Raw genomic sequence first — 17240 nt, forward strand, 5'->3', positions numbered from 1 at the left:
GAAAGGATGAATTCCCTAACGCCGCCATTTTGGATTACCTATGTTTTTGGTATACCATCCATCCCGCGATGGAGGTGGTCTTGCCTTTTATGACAGTTCGTTACGAGGCAGGCAGGGCGCGTGACATGCCCCGCTGCCGCTCATGGCTTAAAGGCTGCCGTTTTGCTGCAGCATCAGATAGAGACGGTAGATCATTTGCGCGGTCTCCGCTCTCGTCGCTTGACCCGTCGGGTTCAGCAAGGAGCCGCTGCCCTTCACGATACCGGCATTGATCATTTCTTCCACGGCTTTAACCGCGTAAGGCGCGAGCTTCGCCGTGTCCTTGAAGCCGTTCAGATCTGCCTGCGTGCCGCTTAGATCCAGCATGCCGGTGACATCCATCGCTCGGCTCATCAGGACCATCATGTCCTGACGCGAGATGAATTCGCGCGGATTGAACTTGTCGTCGCCCGTACCGTTCGCGATGCCGAGCGCTTTGACGATGCCAAGCGCTTTATAGAAGTAGTCGTTCGCCTTCACGTCGCTGAAGTTGGACGTGACGTCCGCCTTCAGGTCCAGCATGCGGACGAGCATTTCCATAAAGTCCGCCCGCGTGATCTGCTTGCCCGGCTCGAAGACCGTGGCCGAGGTGCCGTTGATGATGCCCTTGTCGGCCAGCACCGCGATCGCGTCTTTTGCCCAGTCGTAATGCGAATCGACGTCTTTGAACGGGTTGGCCGGAATGACCGGCGTTCCGCCGCCGTTACCCGGATTCGTCGTTCCGCTGCCGTTACCCGGATTCGTCGTTCCGCTGCCGTTACCCGGATTCGTCGTTCCGTTGCCGTTGTCCGGAGGCGTCGTTCCATTGCCGTTGTCCGGAGGCGTCGTTCCGCCGCCGTTACTCGGAGGCGTCGTTCCGCCGCCGTTACTCGGAGGCGTCGTTCCGCCGCCGTTACCCGGATTTGTCGTATCTGCTTTTTGGTAGATGACATGGAGTTGTGGAATCTGCTCTGCATGGGTGCCTGCGCCTTCGAAAGACTCGGCGGTTCTGGTGCCCTGACCGGTTAGAATGAAGCCCAATGTATTTCCTTCAACCCATTCATCCTTATTTACGATGTCCTGGACCAAAGATGCAACGTTAGGCGTTTGCTGATCCGGGCCGGCTTCATGTTCGACTTCCCACTTAGGTATATCCTTCCAGTTTACAGAATCCTTCGTCTTAACCCGCGACGAAACATTCGGGGGATCTTGCAGCTGTGAGTTCGCAACGTCCTCCGCATAAATATTCACGTCAAACGGATCCACGTTTTTATCGGGCTCGTCAACGGAGAACTGGATATAGGCGTCAAGAATCTTCGCCCCTTTCGGAATAGCCAGGTCAGCAAATCGGAGCAGGATCTGTTGGTTGGAGTCTTCCGTTACAATTTCCAGGTCGGAACTCTCCAAATCCAACGTTCCATCTGCAAGTTCTTCCGTATCGTCGTATTGGCCTTTGATTGGAGCTACGAGCACTTGGGCATCTTCGCCCGCTGAAGGGCCGACAAGGATGGATACCGAATTACTATCGACCGTTATTCCTCCGACGGTGACTGCTGCCTGAATGGTTACGGCCGTCGTACGAGCCGGCGTATTTTTCACAGTTACCGTGCCGTCAGCGGAAATGGACAAGACATCTTCCAAGCTTGGCTTATAGACGACGGTAGCCGAAGAAAGATCCAAGTCCGCTCCCAAACTGTCTTTCCCCGACAAGCCTAGCTTAGCCTTGGCATCACCGGACAATGAACCGCGATCCGTTGTCAATGTCGCTTCCGCCAGCCCATCCGGATTTTGGATCTTGATGGTCACCTTGTTACTCGTAACCAATTTGCTGCCATCATAGATTTCAGCCCAAACCTGAGCCGATTCGTTAAACACAGGCTTGTTCTTCAGCGACACTGTTCCGTCTCCCGCAATGGTGAGTCTGTCCGGCTTATCCGTGAAATATCTTACAACGGCACCGGCAAGATCCACATTTGCATTTTTGCTGTCGACAGCCGCCAGACCCAGCTTAATGCTGCTTTCGGGGGAAGCCGTTTGCAACGTATCTTTGTCTGGGGTCATGGTCAGCTCGGAAATGTCCAATTGAGTCTGCGTGTTCTTAACCGTAATGGTCTCGATATCCGTGCCGTCAATCCGACGGGAGGTTACTTTCATCGTGTCCCCTTCAATATCGAACTTGGTCAAGAAGTACGACTTATCGGCCGTGACGATATTCGGCCAGCTCGGGTCCACGTCATACGACGGAGCGCCGCCGCCGCCGGAAGTGATATACTGAATCCCGTCGACCACGGCACGGGCATAGTTGTGATTGTGTCCGTTCAGATACAACGGTACCCCAAACTGCTGCAGGATAGGGTGGATGTATTTTTGGAGATCCGTATTGTTCTCATGCGTGCCGGCACCCCAAGCCGGTTGATGGCCCATGACGATTTTCCACGGTTTGGTCGTGGTGGACAAGTCGTTGATCAGCCAGTTATACTGCGCCGAGCCGGGCTTAAAGTCCGCATACTCGTCCATTACGGAGATATGGACCGGACCGTAATCGAAGGACCAGTAAAAGTCATTCACGTATGGATAAGGGAAGTACTTCTCGTAGACAGAACCTACGCCCTCATGGTTGCCTCTTGCCCCCATCATCGGAACCTCGGACTGGAGAGCACTCAACGCCGGGTAAGCGGTCTTATCATTCATGAAGTATTGAGCGGTCCAGTTGCTTTCGGAATCGCTCGAAGCAATATCCCCGCTGTTCAGGAGAAGCGACTGGTAGGCTGGGTCGGCGGTATAAGCCTCCCGTGCCAGGGCGGCTACCTGCTCCTGGTAAGCCGGTTGGGTACGACTGTCGCCGTAGGAGAGAAATTTCACGGAAGTTGCGTCAGCCGCAGGAGCGGTGACGAACGAACCGGCCTGACCGTCTACCTCATAGTAATACTTGGTAGCCGGCTGCAACTCGGTGAGGTCGATCTTGTGCTGGTTGTCGCTACCGTATGTCTCGACGGACTTTTCACCCAGCGAATAAGTGGTGTCGGTCCCCCACTTGATCGTATTCGGTTGGCTATCGCTCGTCTGCCAAAGGACGCTCATCGCGCTGTTTGATCCTGTATACAGCAAATACGGCCCCTTAATGATCGTGCTTTCAGCCGAGACGTTTAAAATCCCGATAGAGAACAGAATCGTACATACAAACAGAGCCAATGTTAAACCTCTCCATTTGGCTTTCAACTTCACCTTCATGTCTTCCTCTCCTTCTCTTCCATTAGCAGTCGGAATCACGGAACCCTATGTTCTACTGTTCTTTCAATTAGTCCAAGAAAAAGAAAATCCCCCCTTTTTAATATGGTATTTCCTACCCTTCCTACCACATAAAGGACTACAAAATCACAAATCATCCCGAGGTCCAACTGCCTCAGCCATTATACTAAGTAAACCTTCAAAATAATATTTAAGATAAAGTTAAGGTTCTATTAACCTTATTTTAAGCATGGCGATTGCCTCAGCCAGCGCGGTTCGAATTTGCCCAGCCCGGCATTTTGCACCGTTCCGAAGCAACGTATGACCTGCGCGTGTCCGAATATCGATGTGGCATTTGCAAATTCCTAAAATGGCTATAACATTCCTTTAATAATTTCTCTTTACAATACTCCTCATCATAATCCCTAACGAAAGAGATGGACTGGCGATGAAATCAATCTTCAATGCAAGAGATTTTGCGGTTACGCAAGCGAGCGTAGCCGCGCTGCTTTTTTTATCGATCCCGTTGTTTAATGTCATCGGATTCAGCAATCATAAGCTGGAGGCCGTACTGCATGGTTTAGGCGCGACCATCACCGTGATCATGAGCTGCCAAGTGCTTCATCTGACCTATCCCATGCTGCGGGGCAAGAAAGGGGCAGCGATCACCCTGGAATGGGTACTTTGGCTCACAAATATCCTGGTCCTGATTACGATCATCTTTGGCAATTGGCTTTACATCGCTTACCGAGGACCTGATGGTCCCCAGCAGTGGCTGATGTACCGCAGCCCAGAAGTGCATTTAATCGTAATGGAATTTAAAGAATTCGTCTCGCTGTACCCGCTCCCATTGGGAATAGCGGCGGCCGTCTTATTGCGCCGGTTTCGCCATAAGCTCGAACCGGGCTCGGCGGTTAGCGGAATCATTGCGTTACTGATCACGCTATTCTGGATCTGTTTACTGATCGGATTTGCATGCGGGCTCGGCTTGACGAAACTGAAAATGGTATGATTTTCAACATGATAGGGAGAGAATAAACGGTGAAAGAAACAAAACAACGCAAAACAGGCGAAATCGCCGCTATCCTGCTTTCCGTATGGCTCGGTATCGTAGCGACAACGCTCTCTCACTTGTGGAGTTATTATAATCCGCTTCAGGCGAATCCGATCTTGCTGAATTGGGGCTCCTGGATCCCCTCTTGGTGGGCCATCGGTCCCTACACCGGCAAGGAAACGGCGGGACTGGTCGTTTGGTTGGGCACATGGGCAATACTCCACTGGACGCTCGGACGGATAGAGGTCAAGCTGAAGCCTTGGACGATCGGATTTGCCGTTGCCTTTATCGTCAATCTGATCATTCTCTGGCCGACCGTCTACCATACCATCTTGTGGTGGCCTTCCTTGCCGAACACGTTACCGGGAGGAGAGGGTTAAGCTTATGGCGGCCTTATACAAATATAAGCTTTCTTTATCGCTGCTCGTGTTAATCGCGGTTCTGTTTTGTTCCTTTTATTGGACAAGGGTACCCATGGAGGGATCCAAGTTATCCGCCTCGTCTTCGACGTCGTTTCGGTTTGGATATTTCGGCCAGCAGGACGGGGACATCGGGAAATGGATCAAGCAATTCCGGGATATCTCGTATTTCGCTGCGTCCAACCGGTTGCTGCAGGATCATCCGGAAGCGCGATCGTTTCAGCTCTACCCCGTCTATGACGATTCTGCGACGGAACAGGACTTCGACCAATCGTATCCTCATGTGCCTACCGAGACGCTTCCCGGATACGGGAAATCCGTTTATTCAATTAAGCAAGGAAACGCTAAGCTCTTCTTCCTTAACGCCGACCGATTTCACGATGCGGGAGACAATCAGTTGGAATGGATCCGCAAGACCATGAGCGGAAGTAAACAAACCTTCGCCCTTGCCTGGCTAAGCGAAGATCCGAAACTTCCCGAGGTGTGGAAGGCGCTCCGGACTGCCGGTATTAACGCGGTATTCGTCCGCGATACCGTCTACGTACTTCATGTAGGCGTTTCCCAAGAGCCTTCCAATTATCAACCGTCCGAATACGAGGACTGGGACAAATGGGGCTTGTCCGAGATCAAGGAAAAGCCTGTCATTACGGTAATGGAAGCGAATGCAAGTGCGTTGACCATGAAAGCGGAGAACGAGCAAGGACAAATCGTGGATCAACTGGAACTGGATGCGGATAACCTGGCATCGTGGGACCTTGCCACGTTAAAGGAGAAAAAGGAAATTCCGCTCGTGGGCATTCAATCCCTATGGCATTATCACCCCGGTGACGATTCGATCAAATCCTCCATTCCGAAGGGCGTAGACTTAGTGGGAGAAGGACCGATTATTGAAACCACCCACACGGAACCGGTTCCTCTGCCTGCTAACGATTGGCGCAGTCCCGATTACGATGATTCCAGCTGGCAAACCGGCAGGGCTCCTTTGGGATTTACGAATAACAAGGAGCTGCAAACTTATCTTCAAACCAAATTAGAGGTCGTGCCGTCCCCGACCTATTATTTCCGCAAGTCGTTCGAACTTAATGGCGATCCGCAGGAACTGTCTGATTTGGATTTGAATATCGCCTTCGAGGATGGTTACGTCGTTTATCTGAACGGCCAGGAAGTATCTCGGGACGCCATTATTACCGGGATCCTGACCGAATCCTCGCTTGCGTTTCCGAATGAATTCACCTTCTATCGGAGAATTGATCTCAAGGCCCATCTAAACAAGCTTGTGAAGGGGACCAATGAAATTGCGGTTGAAGTACATCGCGGTCACCCCGGCGCGCCCAATCTGTTTTTTGACCTCGGCCTGTCTGTTGAATCCAATGGAGAGGAACGTTGATTATGCTCACGAACGTGCCGAATCGCCTAAGAAAACCAACAAGGCGTCATGTTATCTCATGTTTGCTGGTCGTTGTTCTCGTCTTGTTAATGACCGGATGTGTCCCGGCTCCGAAGAGCTCGATTCCGATTGCCGACATTGCCCTTACGAACAACCATGTGATTGTCCAAAATGAAACCGGATTTATATGGTACAATGCAAAGCTTACCATTGACGGCAAGTACACCTATGTAGCAGCGATGATGACCTCGGGCAAATCCAGCGTCCCGCTAGCCAAATTCGTTGACGATCAAGGCCATGCTTACAAGCGCGATCGGTTGAGCATCCGCCATCTGACGATCGATATAACCGACACGTTGGGCGCTAAGAGGCATCTTAGTTGGTGATACAGTTAATTTTCGGAAAAGGCCGCGTCCATGCGGCCTTTTTGACGTTTCTTGTCTTCATCATAGGAGGGGATCTCCCCCTTTTATGATAAATGCCTTTTAACAGTGGACCTAGGTAATCGCTATTATATTTTCTTATTAGCTTCCTTTTCCTCCGGTTATTCTACTCTTGTTTCCATCCACTTTTGGTGCAGTAGGAGAACAAAAAAATGCATACTCCTGTCCAAATAGGACAAAAATACGCATTCGTCATTTATGAATAGAGCCGAGGGGACTTGCCCCCTTTTCGAAGAGTCACAAAGCTTCTGCGAGTGTTGCCACAGAGTTGCGGCCTCTCTAGCAGCGCCCCGTAACCGGCTCTGGTTAGGGTCAGCCTGATTGCCTGATTGTCTTTTATAGCAAATGCAGCGGCTCCTTCATGGGTTTACAGACAACAAAAGCCCGACCGCGTGAGGTCGGGCTTTTCATGGTGGAGGCGAGGGGATTTGAACCCCTGTCCGAAGACAACGCCACACAGGCTTCTACGGGTGTAGTCACAGTTTTGATGTCACCCTAGCAGCGCCCCGTAACCGGCTATGCGTTGGGTCAGCCTGATTGTCTTATTCCGTCGACCCCAGGCGGAGACCGAACGGCGTATCCCACTATTTGTTAGCCCCTAGTCTAGTCACATGGGCGATGCTAGGTAGGAGCACGCTAACAGGTTATTAAGCTGCTAAAGCGTAGGATTGTTGTTGTTTGCCGTTTAATAGGCTTTAGCGTTGATGAAGCAGACGACTCCCTGCTACCCGCAACCCATGCTCGAACTATCCCCGTCGAATCCATAAACGCCCCCAATGTCGCATAAACGGCGATTTGCCCTCCGTTTAGCAGGTGAAGCGCTCCGACGAATGATGCCGCTCGCTAAGCCGGACATCGAATCATTGAGCATGTTAAAACGATCTTGCCTTCGTTCGTTGCTCACTTAGTATAACACAGGTTTTACATTCATGAGCCACTGTCTTGCTGGAAGCGATGGCTACGTTCTCCTTGGCTTCCGATTGCCGCCTTAACAACCAGCCGCTAACGGGCAACCTTCTGTTTCTCGCGAAGTGCGCGCTGAATGTCTCGCTGCGCATCCTTCTTCGCCGCCGATTCGCGCTTGTCGTACTGCTTCTTCCCTTTGCCAAGGCCGAGCAGCAGCTTCGCGTAACCATTGCGGACGTAAATCTTAAGCGGTACGATTGCATAGCCTTCTTGCTTGGACAAGCCAAGCAGCTTGTGGATCTGCGCTTTATGCATGAGCAGTTTGCGTGCCCTCGTCGGATCGACGGGATTGCTTCGGTTACCCTGCTCGAAAAAGCTGATATGCATGTTGTGGATGAAAATCTCGCCGTTTCGGATGGTGGCAAACGCATCGCTAATATTCGCCTTGCCCATACGCACCGACTTAATCTCGCTCCCCATCAGCACCATGCCCGCTTCGAAGGTATCCTCGATGAAATAGTCATGGGAAGCCTTCTTGTTCTGCGCAAGCTGTTTGCCGTCACTTTTCTTCGCCATGCCGTTCACCTCTCCCGTAATCGTAATTAGGCTTGACCTGCCTGCCGCTGCCAAATGCCCCAAAAGATACAAAGGACTTCTAACCGCAGCTAGAAGTCCATTGTAACAACTTTGCGAACCGAAATCAAGAAATGGTAAAGCTTGCAGAACCCGCGTGCTACTTGCGTTTCTTCCGGACGAAAGCCGCCGTCGCATTACCGCCGCCGGACTTCTTCTTGCGCGGCTGCGCGCTGCCTTCGGCCGTTCCTCCGCCGGCGTTAGGTGCCACTTGCAGCTGGCCGCCTGCCGCGCCGCCGCCCGGTTTCTTGCGGCGGGAGCCTGTGCCGTTACCCTGGCCGCCGCCTTGCGCACCGCCTGCATTTCCGTTTGCCGGTTTATTACCCTGAGCGCCTTGACCGCCGCCTTGACCGCCTTGACTGCCCGAACGGGAGCTGCGGCGTCCTGCGCTGGATCTGCCACCGCCATTGCCGCCGCCGAAGCGATCTCCGCCTGAACGGCCGCGGCCCGATCCGTCGCGTCTGCCGCGCGAACGGTTCGCGTCGTCCGGATCTTCGCCGTAGTCTTTGAGCGACCCGGCATTGCGGACCGGCAAGCCCCACATATCGGTGCGAACCGATTTACGGCGTTCGCCGCCGCTACCTTGAGCGCCGCCGCTTGCTTCGCCGCCCGAGCTGCTATCGTTGCCGAGGAGACGATTCAAATTGAAGTCGTCCTCCGGTTTCCATGCGCGCTGGTCGCGTTGACCGCGCGGCGCGGCTGCCTGCTCCGCAACGCCGCCGTTAACCGGCTGCTGCCCGCCGCGTTCCTCGCGATTGCCGCGTCTGCGCCCGCGGCGCTCCGCTCCGCTCGCCGCGCCTGCGGCTCCAGCCGCCGCGCCGCCGCCGGCTTCGCCGCTGCGCGGCCCGCGGCCCCGCGGGCCCGAGCTCGCGCCACGCGCCGCTCCCGCGCCGCCGCGTTCGCTCCGCTGCGCGGAGCCGCTATCGCGGCCGGCTCCGCCACGGCCGCCGCGGCCCTCGCCGCGCGCACCGCCCGCGCGCGGCTCGCGCACAACGCTCCGCTGCGCGGAGTTCGCGTCGCTGCTGCCGCCCCGGCCTCCGCGACCGCCACGGCCGCCGCGCGCAGAACCGCGCTCTCCGCGGCCGCTAAACCCAAGCTCCCGCGCCAGCTCGCCGTTGTCCGCGCCCTGCTCCAAATTCTCGAGCATCGTGAAGTCGATCGTATGCTCATCCATATTGACGCGCTCCACGCGGATGCGCACCTCATCGCCGATGCGGAACGTCTTCGACGTCCGCTCGCCGATAAGCAGCATGTGCTGCTCGTGGAAGTGGTAATAATCGTCCGAGAGCTCGCTGAGCCGGATGAGCCCCTCGACCGTATTCGGCAGCTCCACGAAGATACCGAAGCTCGTCACGCTGCTGATGATGCCTTCGAATTCCTGGCCGACTTTGTCCAGCATATACTCGCATTTCTTCAGCTTCTCCGTATCGCGCTCCGCGTCTACCGCGACGCGCTCCCGCTCCGAAGACTGCTGCGCAATGTCCGGCATCCGCGCGGCCAGCGCCTCTTGGCGCGGCTCGCTCAGCGTGCCCTTGCTCTCGAGCACCTCGCGCATAACGCGATGGATGACAAGATCGGGGTAGCGACGGATCGGCGAAGTGAAGTGCGAATAGAATTCTGCGGCAAGGCCGAAGTGACCGAGGCTTTCCGCGTCGTATTTGGCCTGCTTCATCGAACGCAGCATGACCGTGGAAATAACCGTCTGTTCCTTCGAACCGCGAACGTCGTCCAGCAGCGTCTGAAGCGCTCTCGGATGAATAACGCTGCCGCCTTTGCCCTTGATCGTATACCCGAAGTTAGCCGCGAACTGCACGAAATGCAGCAGCTTCTCCTGGTCGGGATTATCGTGCGTCCGGTAGATGAACGGCACCTTCAGCCAATAGAAATGCTCGGCGACCGTTTCGTTCGCCGCCAGCATGAATTCCTCGATGATCGACTCTGCGATGGAACGCTCGCGTTTCACGATATCGACGGCTTTGCCCGATTCATCGACGATCACCTTCGATTCCACGAAGTCGAAATCGATCGCGCCGCGCTTCATGCGCATGCCGCGCAGGCGCATCGCAAGCTCTTCCATCAGCTTGAAGGTATCGACCAGCTCGGCGTAACGCTCCGTTACTTCCGCGTCCTCGCCTTGCAGGATCTTCCGTACGTTCGTGTACGTCATCCGCTCTTTCGTCCGAATGACGCTCGTGAACACGTCATGGCGAACCCGCTTCAGCGTCGTCGCGTCGAACTCCATTTCGCAGGACATCGTCAGCCGATCCACTTTGGGATTCAGCGAGCAGATGCCGTTCGACAGACGGTGAGGCAGCATCGGAATAACCCGGTCCACGAGATAAACGCTGCAGCCGCGGCGATAGGCTTCTTGGTCCAGCGCCGAGTTCTCGCGCACGTAATAACCGACGTCCGCAATGTGAACGCCTAGCACGTAGTTGCCGTTCTCCAGCCGTTCGATGTTGACCGCGTCGTCGAGATCCTTGGCATCTTCGCCGTCAATCGTGACGATGACTTTATCCCGCAGATCGCGGCGTCCCTGACGCACGATTTCGTCCTCGGTGATCGCGTCCGGCGCTGCTTCCGCTTCTGCCATTACATCATCCGGGAAGCTTTCCGGCAGCTGATGCTTACGAATAATAGATAAAATATCGATGCCGGGATCATCTTTATGGCCGAGCACTTCGATAATTTCGCCTTCCGCGGCCGAGCGGCCCTCCGGATACGAAATAATGCGCGCCACGACCTTTTGTCCCGTGACCGCTCCGTGGAACTGCCCTTGCGGGATGAAAATATCCCGGTTAATCCGTTTGTCGTCCGGCAGCACGAAGCCGTATGCTTCGTGGTTCTGGAACGTGCCGACGATCTGCGTCACCGCGCGTTCCACGATGCGCACGATCTCGCCTTCCATGCGGCCGCCCGCCGCGCTGCGCGACGTAACGCGCACCAGCACGATATCGCCGTTCATCGCGCTCTTCAAATCATGGGCGCCGATATACACGTCCCCATGTCCCTTATCCTCCGGGATAAGAAAAGCAAATCCTTTCGCATGCGCCTGAATCCGTCCGCGTACCAAATGCATCCGTTCGGGAAGGCCATATCGATCGCTGTCATTGCGAACGATTTTCCCCTCGTTCTCCAGCTCGTTCAGCAAAACCAGAAACGTCCGGAAAGATCCCGCATTGCCCGCTCCGCCAAGCTGCTTATCCAGCTCTTGGTATGTCAACGGCTTGTACGTTTGCTCGCGCATATAATCAAGGAGCTGCTGCTCTGTTACCATTCTTTCTCACCTCATAATACCGCGATGCCGTCCATCCACAATTGCAGCAGTCGGTTAATAGATTATTATATACCATATAGTATACACGAAAGCAGGAACCACCATCCGCGGCAGCCCTCAAAATCACAAAATTACCCTCGTGTCATTAACCTGTTAACATCTTCCATAATCAGAAGGCATTAAAAAAAGCGGGCCGTAGCCCGCTTCCATGCTTGTCATTAAACTTTAACCAAGTATGCAACAACAAGTGCCAGTATAAAAAAGCCCGCCGCGACAGCAACCGTCAGACGCTGTAGAAACAGGTCCAAGCCGCGCGCTTTCGTTTTTCCGAACAAATGCTCGGCACCGCCGGAAATTGCACCGGAGAGCCCTGCGCTCTTCCCTTTTTGAAGGAGAACTACGCCAATCAACGCAAGCGCAAAAATAACAAGCAAAATTTTAAACGTAATATCCATGGTTCCACCTCCTGCACAAGGAGCAAATTTGTCGTTTGCCGATGCCTTGTCGATAGAGGGGACAAGACCTAGAAACAGCAATCTCATTGTACCATAGGGGGGAAATGAATACAAGCTAACAGATTTTATCCTTCTGCCAGCGGATGGACTCGTCGAACGGCAGGAAAACGAAGGATTCCCGCTTCCAATAATACTTCAGGTCCTCTCTCGTCCAACCCTCGTAGAGCTCATCCCATTCGAATGGCCCGTGCGGCAGCAGAGATGCCTGTTCGATCGGCTGGCTCGCCGGCTGATAACGCAGATCAAGCGACAATCGCACCCGTCCGGGCTGTCGGTTCGGCAGCGCTTTGTGCACGGTCAGACTGTGGAAGATGACCATATCGCCCGCCTCGTAATCCCCCTCCGCCCATTCGTAGCCGAGGTTGCAGAGAATCGTTTCCAGCCCGCCCGCGCCTTCGGCAGCCGTCACTCCGAGCAGCCCTGCTTGATTGCTGCCTTCGAGGAGGGAAAGCCCGCCGAGCGAACGCGGCACGTCGCCCATCGGCGCCCAGCAAGTCCAAGTATCGGCACTGCCCTGGATATGCAGAAAATCCTGATGCGGCGGCGTTACTTTGAGCGATTCGCTTGGCAGCATAATGCGTGCAATATTGCGCGGATGCGGAAACGCGCGCTCGCCGAACAAGACGCCGAACATGGCGAGCAGCTTGGCATGATGCGCGAAGGCGTGGAACTCCTGCAGCTTCTGCACGTTATGATACACCCGCTGCGTCGTGCCGATGCCGTTCCAATTAATCTCCTCGGGCGTAAGCTTATTAATGAGGGGCAGATGGCCGATCCCGTCAAGGAGCGGAGAGCCGGCGTCCAGCAGTCCTTCTTGTTGAAGAACGCCCAGCAGCAGTTCCCGCATTTCCATAATCTCTTCCCGGGCGAAAAAGCGCTTGAAAAATAAATACCCCTTCTCGGCAGCGACTCTCCTCAATTCTGCCGGTTCCGCCAGCAGCGGCGTCGCATCCTCGAATGACCGCGATGCCGGTTTGATTGCCGGATCCATACCGATCCCTGCCCCTCTTATAAGTTGGTTACTGATTGTCGGCTTTAACCGCCCCATTCTTGACCCTATGCGCTCATTGTATGCTTAACGCAATCAGAAGTATTTGCAATTACCCGACGACAATTTAACTTTTAGCGACATTCCGCAAACGTCTCCGCGCTGCACCGGGACGCTGCGGCACGGTAAATAAAAACGGCCGCTTCCCGCTATTCGCAGGAGGCAGCCGCCTTTAATCATTGCCTATTATTTGCTCAGCAACACGGCATAGGAACCGCCGTTCTTAAGCGAAACCGTAATGGAGTGCGTCGCTTTGTCGAAGGTGCCCCCGACTTTAACCCATTTGTTGTCGCCGCCTTGGTACCAGATCGCAAGCTTGTCCGTCTTCGTATTGAACAGCAGCGCTTGCTCGACTTTCAGCGTCAGCGTTCCCGCTTTCGCCTGGCCGTCGGCCGGCTTGATTTTGTCCAGCCTGTAGATGTAAGAAGCCGGAGACAAGGACGCCGGAATATCGGAATACATCGCATCGTAGGAGTTGATAGCGAATTTATCCGCGGATTTCACGGTAATCAGCTTCAGCGCGGCCGCTTTCGACGTTTTCACGACCGGCTTGCTCCCGATAACCGTTCCGCCATTCAGCTCGATCTGCTTGAACAGCTTCAGCGTTGCAGGCGATTCATAGTTGACCGGGTTGCCTTTGATGTTAATGGAATTGATTTTGTTAGCGATTTGAGACAACCCGCTGAGATCGGAAATTTTGTTGCCGCTCAGGTTAAGCGTCGTCAGGAACGGATATTGCGTTTGCGCTTGCACGAGTTTAACGATGCCGGAGATATCGGTCAGTTTGTTGAAGCTGACGTCAAGCTGCTCCAGACGGGTCATTTTCTCGATGCCGTTCAGGTTCGCGAGTCCGTTCTGCTTCATATCCAGCCACAGGTAGGTGCTGTCCGTCACGGATTTCTTCGCGCCAAGCGCAGTGACCGCGCTCAGATCGCTGAATTGATTGCCGCCGAGCAGTACCGCGCGAGCGTTCTTCAGGTTCTGGAGCGATTTGATCGACTTCAGCTGGTTGTTAGACAGGTTCAGCTCCTGCAGCTTCGACAGGCCCGCTACTGCGCTCGCATCAGTCAGCTTGTTGTTATTGACATATAAGTATTGCAGTTCGGACAAGGACGCAAGCGATTTAATATCTTTCACGGCATTGTTCGACAGATTGAGCGTTTGCAGCTTCTTCAAGCTTTTCAGCGGTGCCGGGTCCGTCACTTTATTATTGCTCAGGTCGAGCGAGCGGAGACCGCTCAAACCGCTAAGCGGCGCGGCATCGGCGATTTGATTGCTGCCTAGATACAGATACTCGAGCTTCGTCAATCCCTTGAGCGGCGCCACGTCCGTAATCTGATTGCGCGGCAGGGAAAGCATGACTAGGCTGGTCGCTTTCTCCAACCCTTTGAGCGACTTGATTTTCGCTGCATCGTCGTAATCTTCTACATAGTTGACACGCGCTACGTCAGCCGCCGTCACGTTCTTCTTGCCGGTCGACTCTTCGATCAGTTTGTTCAGACTTGCATCGGGAAAAATAGCGCTAGCGGCATAAGCGGTTACGCCGAATGCCAGTACGGATGCTGAAACTGCTAAGCTAATGCGGGTAGAAAGCCTCATCTTCATTGTGAATCTCCTTCTTATTTCCTAGTTTACCACTAATACTAAGAAGACTAGCAATATCTGTCAACCGTTTTCTCAAAATTCGACAATTCGTGAAATACCAGTAAGCAGAGTGGATAATCCGTGCTGAAAACTGTCGTTTGTTGCGGAAAAGGCAGCAGAAACGACAAAAGCCGCGCTTCCCGGCTTGGAAGCGCAGCTATATCATTCTAGTTGAAAAGCGGCAAAATTAGAAAGGAAACCAGGAAGGAAACCAAGAAGGAGACCAGGAAGGAAACCAGTTTCTTTAGCTTGCTGCTGTCGTCAGAGATTCGAACGACGCAATCGCATCATCAAAGCTCAAGAAGCGATCTTTGTCCGCTTGGTATTGCTCTTCCGCCTGGTCCGTCTTGCCTTGCTTGCGGAGAACGACGACCTCCAGCGCGGCTGCTCTGCTTGCCATTGCAACATCATCGGTGTAATCCCCGGTGCTTACGATCGTAAGCGCGTCCTCGTCTCGCCCCAGCAGATAGGCTGCGATCGCGCCATAATAGGCAGCCGCGGGCTCCATGCGCAGTCCCCTGCCGTTAAAGGCATGCCAGTCCGACTCCGGCATGCGAGCGTGAAACTCCGCCACTGCCAGACGGTTGCGCTCATAGTGCTGGAGCGCGCTTTGCAGCCCGTACTGCCGGGCCGAGCTGTCCGAAGCCAACAGCGCGGCATTCACTCGAAGCCGCTCCGCTTCGCCGTACAGGGCAGCGTTGAAGCGATCCAGCCCCAAGGCTTGCTCCGTCAGCCGAATCGCTTGATTCGCGTCGGCAATCTGATAATAGACCGCCGCGCACTTCTGCAGCAGCGAGGCGTTATGCGGCTCGAGTGCGATCGCTCTGCGCAGCGCACGGTCTGCGGCGGCCGCATCGTCCTTGTTGCCATTCTCGGTTATATAGCGTACGGCAAAGGCGCCCGCAAGCTGAAGCTCGCGAACGGCTTGAAAACGGTCGAGCGCGTTCGCCCGCTTCAGAATGGCAATCGCTTCGTCCGTGCTCGCGCGATCGGTTAGCTGCGCGTAAACCGTGTTTGCGGTTATCGATAGCGACGCGATACCGAAGGATGCCAGCGCTAGCAGCGCGAATGCGAGACTGGCGGCACGATGCCGCCACCGCGGGATCGCGGGCGCTGCTGCCGCTTGTGACTCGCGCGCTTCCGCAGGCAGCGCCGCCGCGATCAGCCAGATCAGCAGCAGCCATACATAGCCGAAGGAGAGGTCGAAATCCGTCAGGCTGTGCAGCAGCACGAGCAGCAGCCCCGTCATCGCCGCCAGCGGCAGCGGATCCGCCTTGCCGCGCTTCCACTGACGGGCTAAGGCGATCAGTACCGCTGCCATCATGGCAGCGAATGCCGCCAGCCCGATTGTACCGGCGGACACGAGCCATTCCACCCAGCCATTGTGGATTTCGCCCGACTCATAGGGCGTCTGCTGCACTTGCGTGAACAGGATGCGCCAGCTGCCCCAGCCGTGGCCGAACAGCGGCGAGGTGCGCACGAGGGCCATCGCATCCTGCAGCATGATGAGCCGCTCGCGCAGCGTATCGGTTTGCGCAAGCGCGGCGATGCTTTGCTTCCACGATGCGGGCAGACTCGCGTACAGCAGGCCATGCCGCATCAGATCCAGCGCGGCCAGCGCCGCGAGCAGCAGCGCGCCTGCCGGCACGGCCAGCCGCGCATGAGGGCGCGCGGCCAATCGCGCGAAGCGCGGACTTGCGGCGGCGAAGGCCGCGATCGCGCGCGCCGCGGCTGCGCCGAGCCCGGCGGCGATCAGCGAAGCCGCCGCCAGCACGAGCGGCGCGGCTGCGGAAGGGGCCGCCGCCATTGTCTCTTGCGGCGGCAGGAGCAGCGCCGCCGCGAAGGCGCAGCCCAGCGCGGCGAGCGCTGCCGCCGCCAGCGCAAGCTGGCGCGCCAGCGGCAGCAGCACGCTGGCGATGAGCAAGGCCGCCGCCAGCGCGAGCATTGCGCCGCGCGACTGCGACAGCAGCAAGCCGCTTGCGTGCACGCCAAGCGGCGCGGCTTGCAGCAGCATCCCTAAGCTGCGCCGTTTTCGCGCTCCGCTTGTTTGTGCATGGCCTGTTCGCGCTCCGCTTGTTTGCGCACCGCCTAATTCCCCCCTGCCCGTTTGCCCTTTCCCAACAAGCAGCAGCAGCGACACGAGCAGCAGCAGCGCGGACACCCCGCCGAACGTATTCGGATATTGCAGCGCGCCGGCCATTCGCCCGGCCACTACCGTGCCGGCTGAAGGAAGCCAGCCTGCATAGCCGAGCCAAGCAGCAATCCCGAGCGCCGCCCCGGAAGCTTGTACGATCGCAAGCATGAGCGCGCGGGCATTCGGAACCCGCGTTCTGACCTGGCGCAGCAGCAGGAAGATGCAGCCATAGGTCGTGAAACGCACGATTTGATCCAATGTCGCTTTAACACTCTCGGCGTGAACCAGCGAAATAGCCAAAACAGCCGGAAGCAGCAGCGCGAGCGCCGCCCGCTTGCCCCCGCCGCCTCGTACCCGCAGTTCTCCCTTCCGTAGCGCGACAGCCGAAACAACGGCATAGAGTCCCGTCGCAACAACCGCGATACTATAGAAGTCCTTATCGAAAAACAGTCCCTGCATAAAGCCGCCAACCATTAATAAAGCCGACAACACGATAACAATGATGACATTCACGAAGCTTCGCTCCCACATTCT

Annotated in this window: 11 protein-coding genes and 1 other RNA gene; 4 read left to right on the forward strand and 8 right to left on the reverse strand. The window is 55.6% G+C overall.

Annotated features, from left to right (window positions below):
• Positions 1 to 147: 147 nt before the first annotated feature.
• Entirely contained in the window at positions 148 to 3249 is a 3102-nt protein-coding gene (locus tag GZH47_RS14630) for an S-layer homology domain-containing protein (protein ID WP_162640736.1), read from the reverse strand.
• A 445-nt stretch (positions 3250 to 3694) separates the two neighbouring features.
• On the opposite strand from GZH47_RS14630, the gene GZH47_RS14635 reads away from it, so the two are divergent.
• Genes GZH47_RS14635 through GZH47_RS14650 form a run of 4 tightly spaced genes read left to right on the forward strand, consistent with a single transcriptional unit; the run spans position 3695 to position 6492 of the window.
• The gene (locus tag GZH47_RS14635) at positions 3695 to 4258 is read left to right on the forward strand and encodes a hypothetical protein (RefSeq protein WP_162640737.1); all 564 of its coding nucleotides are present in this window, start codon (positions 3695 to 3697) and stop codon (positions 4256 to 4258) included.
• Positions 4259 to 4287: 29 nt separating this feature from the next.
• Positions 4288 to 4680 (forward strand): hypothetical protein, encoded by a 393-nt coding sequence (locus tag GZH47_RS14640; RefSeq protein WP_162640738.1) that lies wholly within the window; start codon positions 4288 to 4290, stop codon positions 4678 to 4680.
• 4 nt (positions 4681 to 4684) lie between these two features.
• Positions 4685 to 6106, forward strand: coding sequence for a hypothetical protein (locus GZH47_RS14645; protein ID WP_162640739.1), 1422 nt, complete (start codon positions 4685 to 4687; stop codon positions 6104 to 6106).
• On the forward strand, positions 6103 to 6492 hold the full coding sequence (locus tag GZH47_RS14650) for a hypothetical protein (RefSeq protein ID WP_162640740.1): 390 nt from the start codon (positions 6103 to 6105) through the stop codon (positions 6490 to 6492). The genes GZH47_RS14645 and GZH47_RS14650 overlap by 4 nt, the downstream gene beginning before the upstream one ends.
• A 467-nt stretch (positions 6493 to 6959) precedes the next feature.
• Here GZH47_RS14650 and ssrA read toward each other — a convergent pair.
• The 7 genes from ssrA to GZH47_RS14685 form a co-directional block, all read right to left on the reverse strand.
• Positions 6960 to 7324: a transfer-messenger RNA gene (ssrA, locus tag GZH47_RS14655) on the reverse strand.
• A 227-nt stretch (positions 7325 to 7551) separates the two neighbouring features.
• Positions 7552 to 8031 carry an SsrA-binding protein SmpB gene (smpB, locus tag GZH47_RS14660; RefSeq protein WP_162640741.1) on the reverse strand — a complete coding sequence of 160 codons (480 nt, stop codon included), beginning with the start codon at positions 8029 to 8031 and terminating at the stop codon, positions 7552 to 7554.
• Between the two features lie 157 nt (positions 8032 to 8188).
• On the reverse strand, positions 8189 to 11365 hold the full coding sequence (rnr, locus tag GZH47_RS14665; protein ID WP_162640742.1) for a ribonuclease R: 3177 nt from the start codon (positions 11363 to 11365) through the stop codon (positions 8189 to 8191).
• A gap of 218 nt (positions 11366 to 11583) precedes the next feature.
• Positions 11584 to 11820 (reverse strand): preprotein translocase subunit SecG, encoded by a 237-nt coding sequence (gene secG / locus GZH47_RS14670; RefSeq protein ID WP_162640743.1) that lies wholly within the window; start codon positions 11818 to 11820, stop codon positions 11584 to 11586.
• A 115-nt stretch (positions 11821 to 11935) separates the two neighbouring features.
• Complete coding sequence (locus GZH47_RS14675) at positions 11936 to 12871, reverse strand: phytanoyl-CoA dioxygenase family protein (RefSeq protein ID WP_162640744.1); 936 nt, start codon at positions 12869 to 12871, stop codon at positions 11936 to 11938.
• A 243-nt stretch (positions 12872 to 13114) separates the two neighbouring features.
• Positions 13115 to 14533 (reverse strand): leucine-rich repeat domain-containing protein, encoded by a 1419-nt coding sequence (locus GZH47_RS14680; RefSeq protein ID WP_162640745.1) that lies wholly within the window; start codon positions 14531 to 14533, stop codon positions 13115 to 13117.
• A 283-nt stretch (positions 14534 to 14816) separates the two neighbouring features.
• Positions 14817 to 17219: an O-antigen ligase family protein gene (locus GZH47_RS14685; protein WP_162640746.1), complete on the reverse strand. Its 2403-nt coding sequence runs from the start codon at positions 17217 to 17219 to the stop codon at positions 14817 to 14819.
• Positions 17220 to 17240: the final 21 nt, after the last annotated feature.

The organism is Paenibacillus rhizovicinus, from assembly GCF_010365285.1.
GTDB classification, from domain to species: Bacteria; Bacillota; Bacilli; order Paenibacillales; family Paenibacillaceae; genus Paenibacillus_Z; species Paenibacillus_Z rhizovicinus.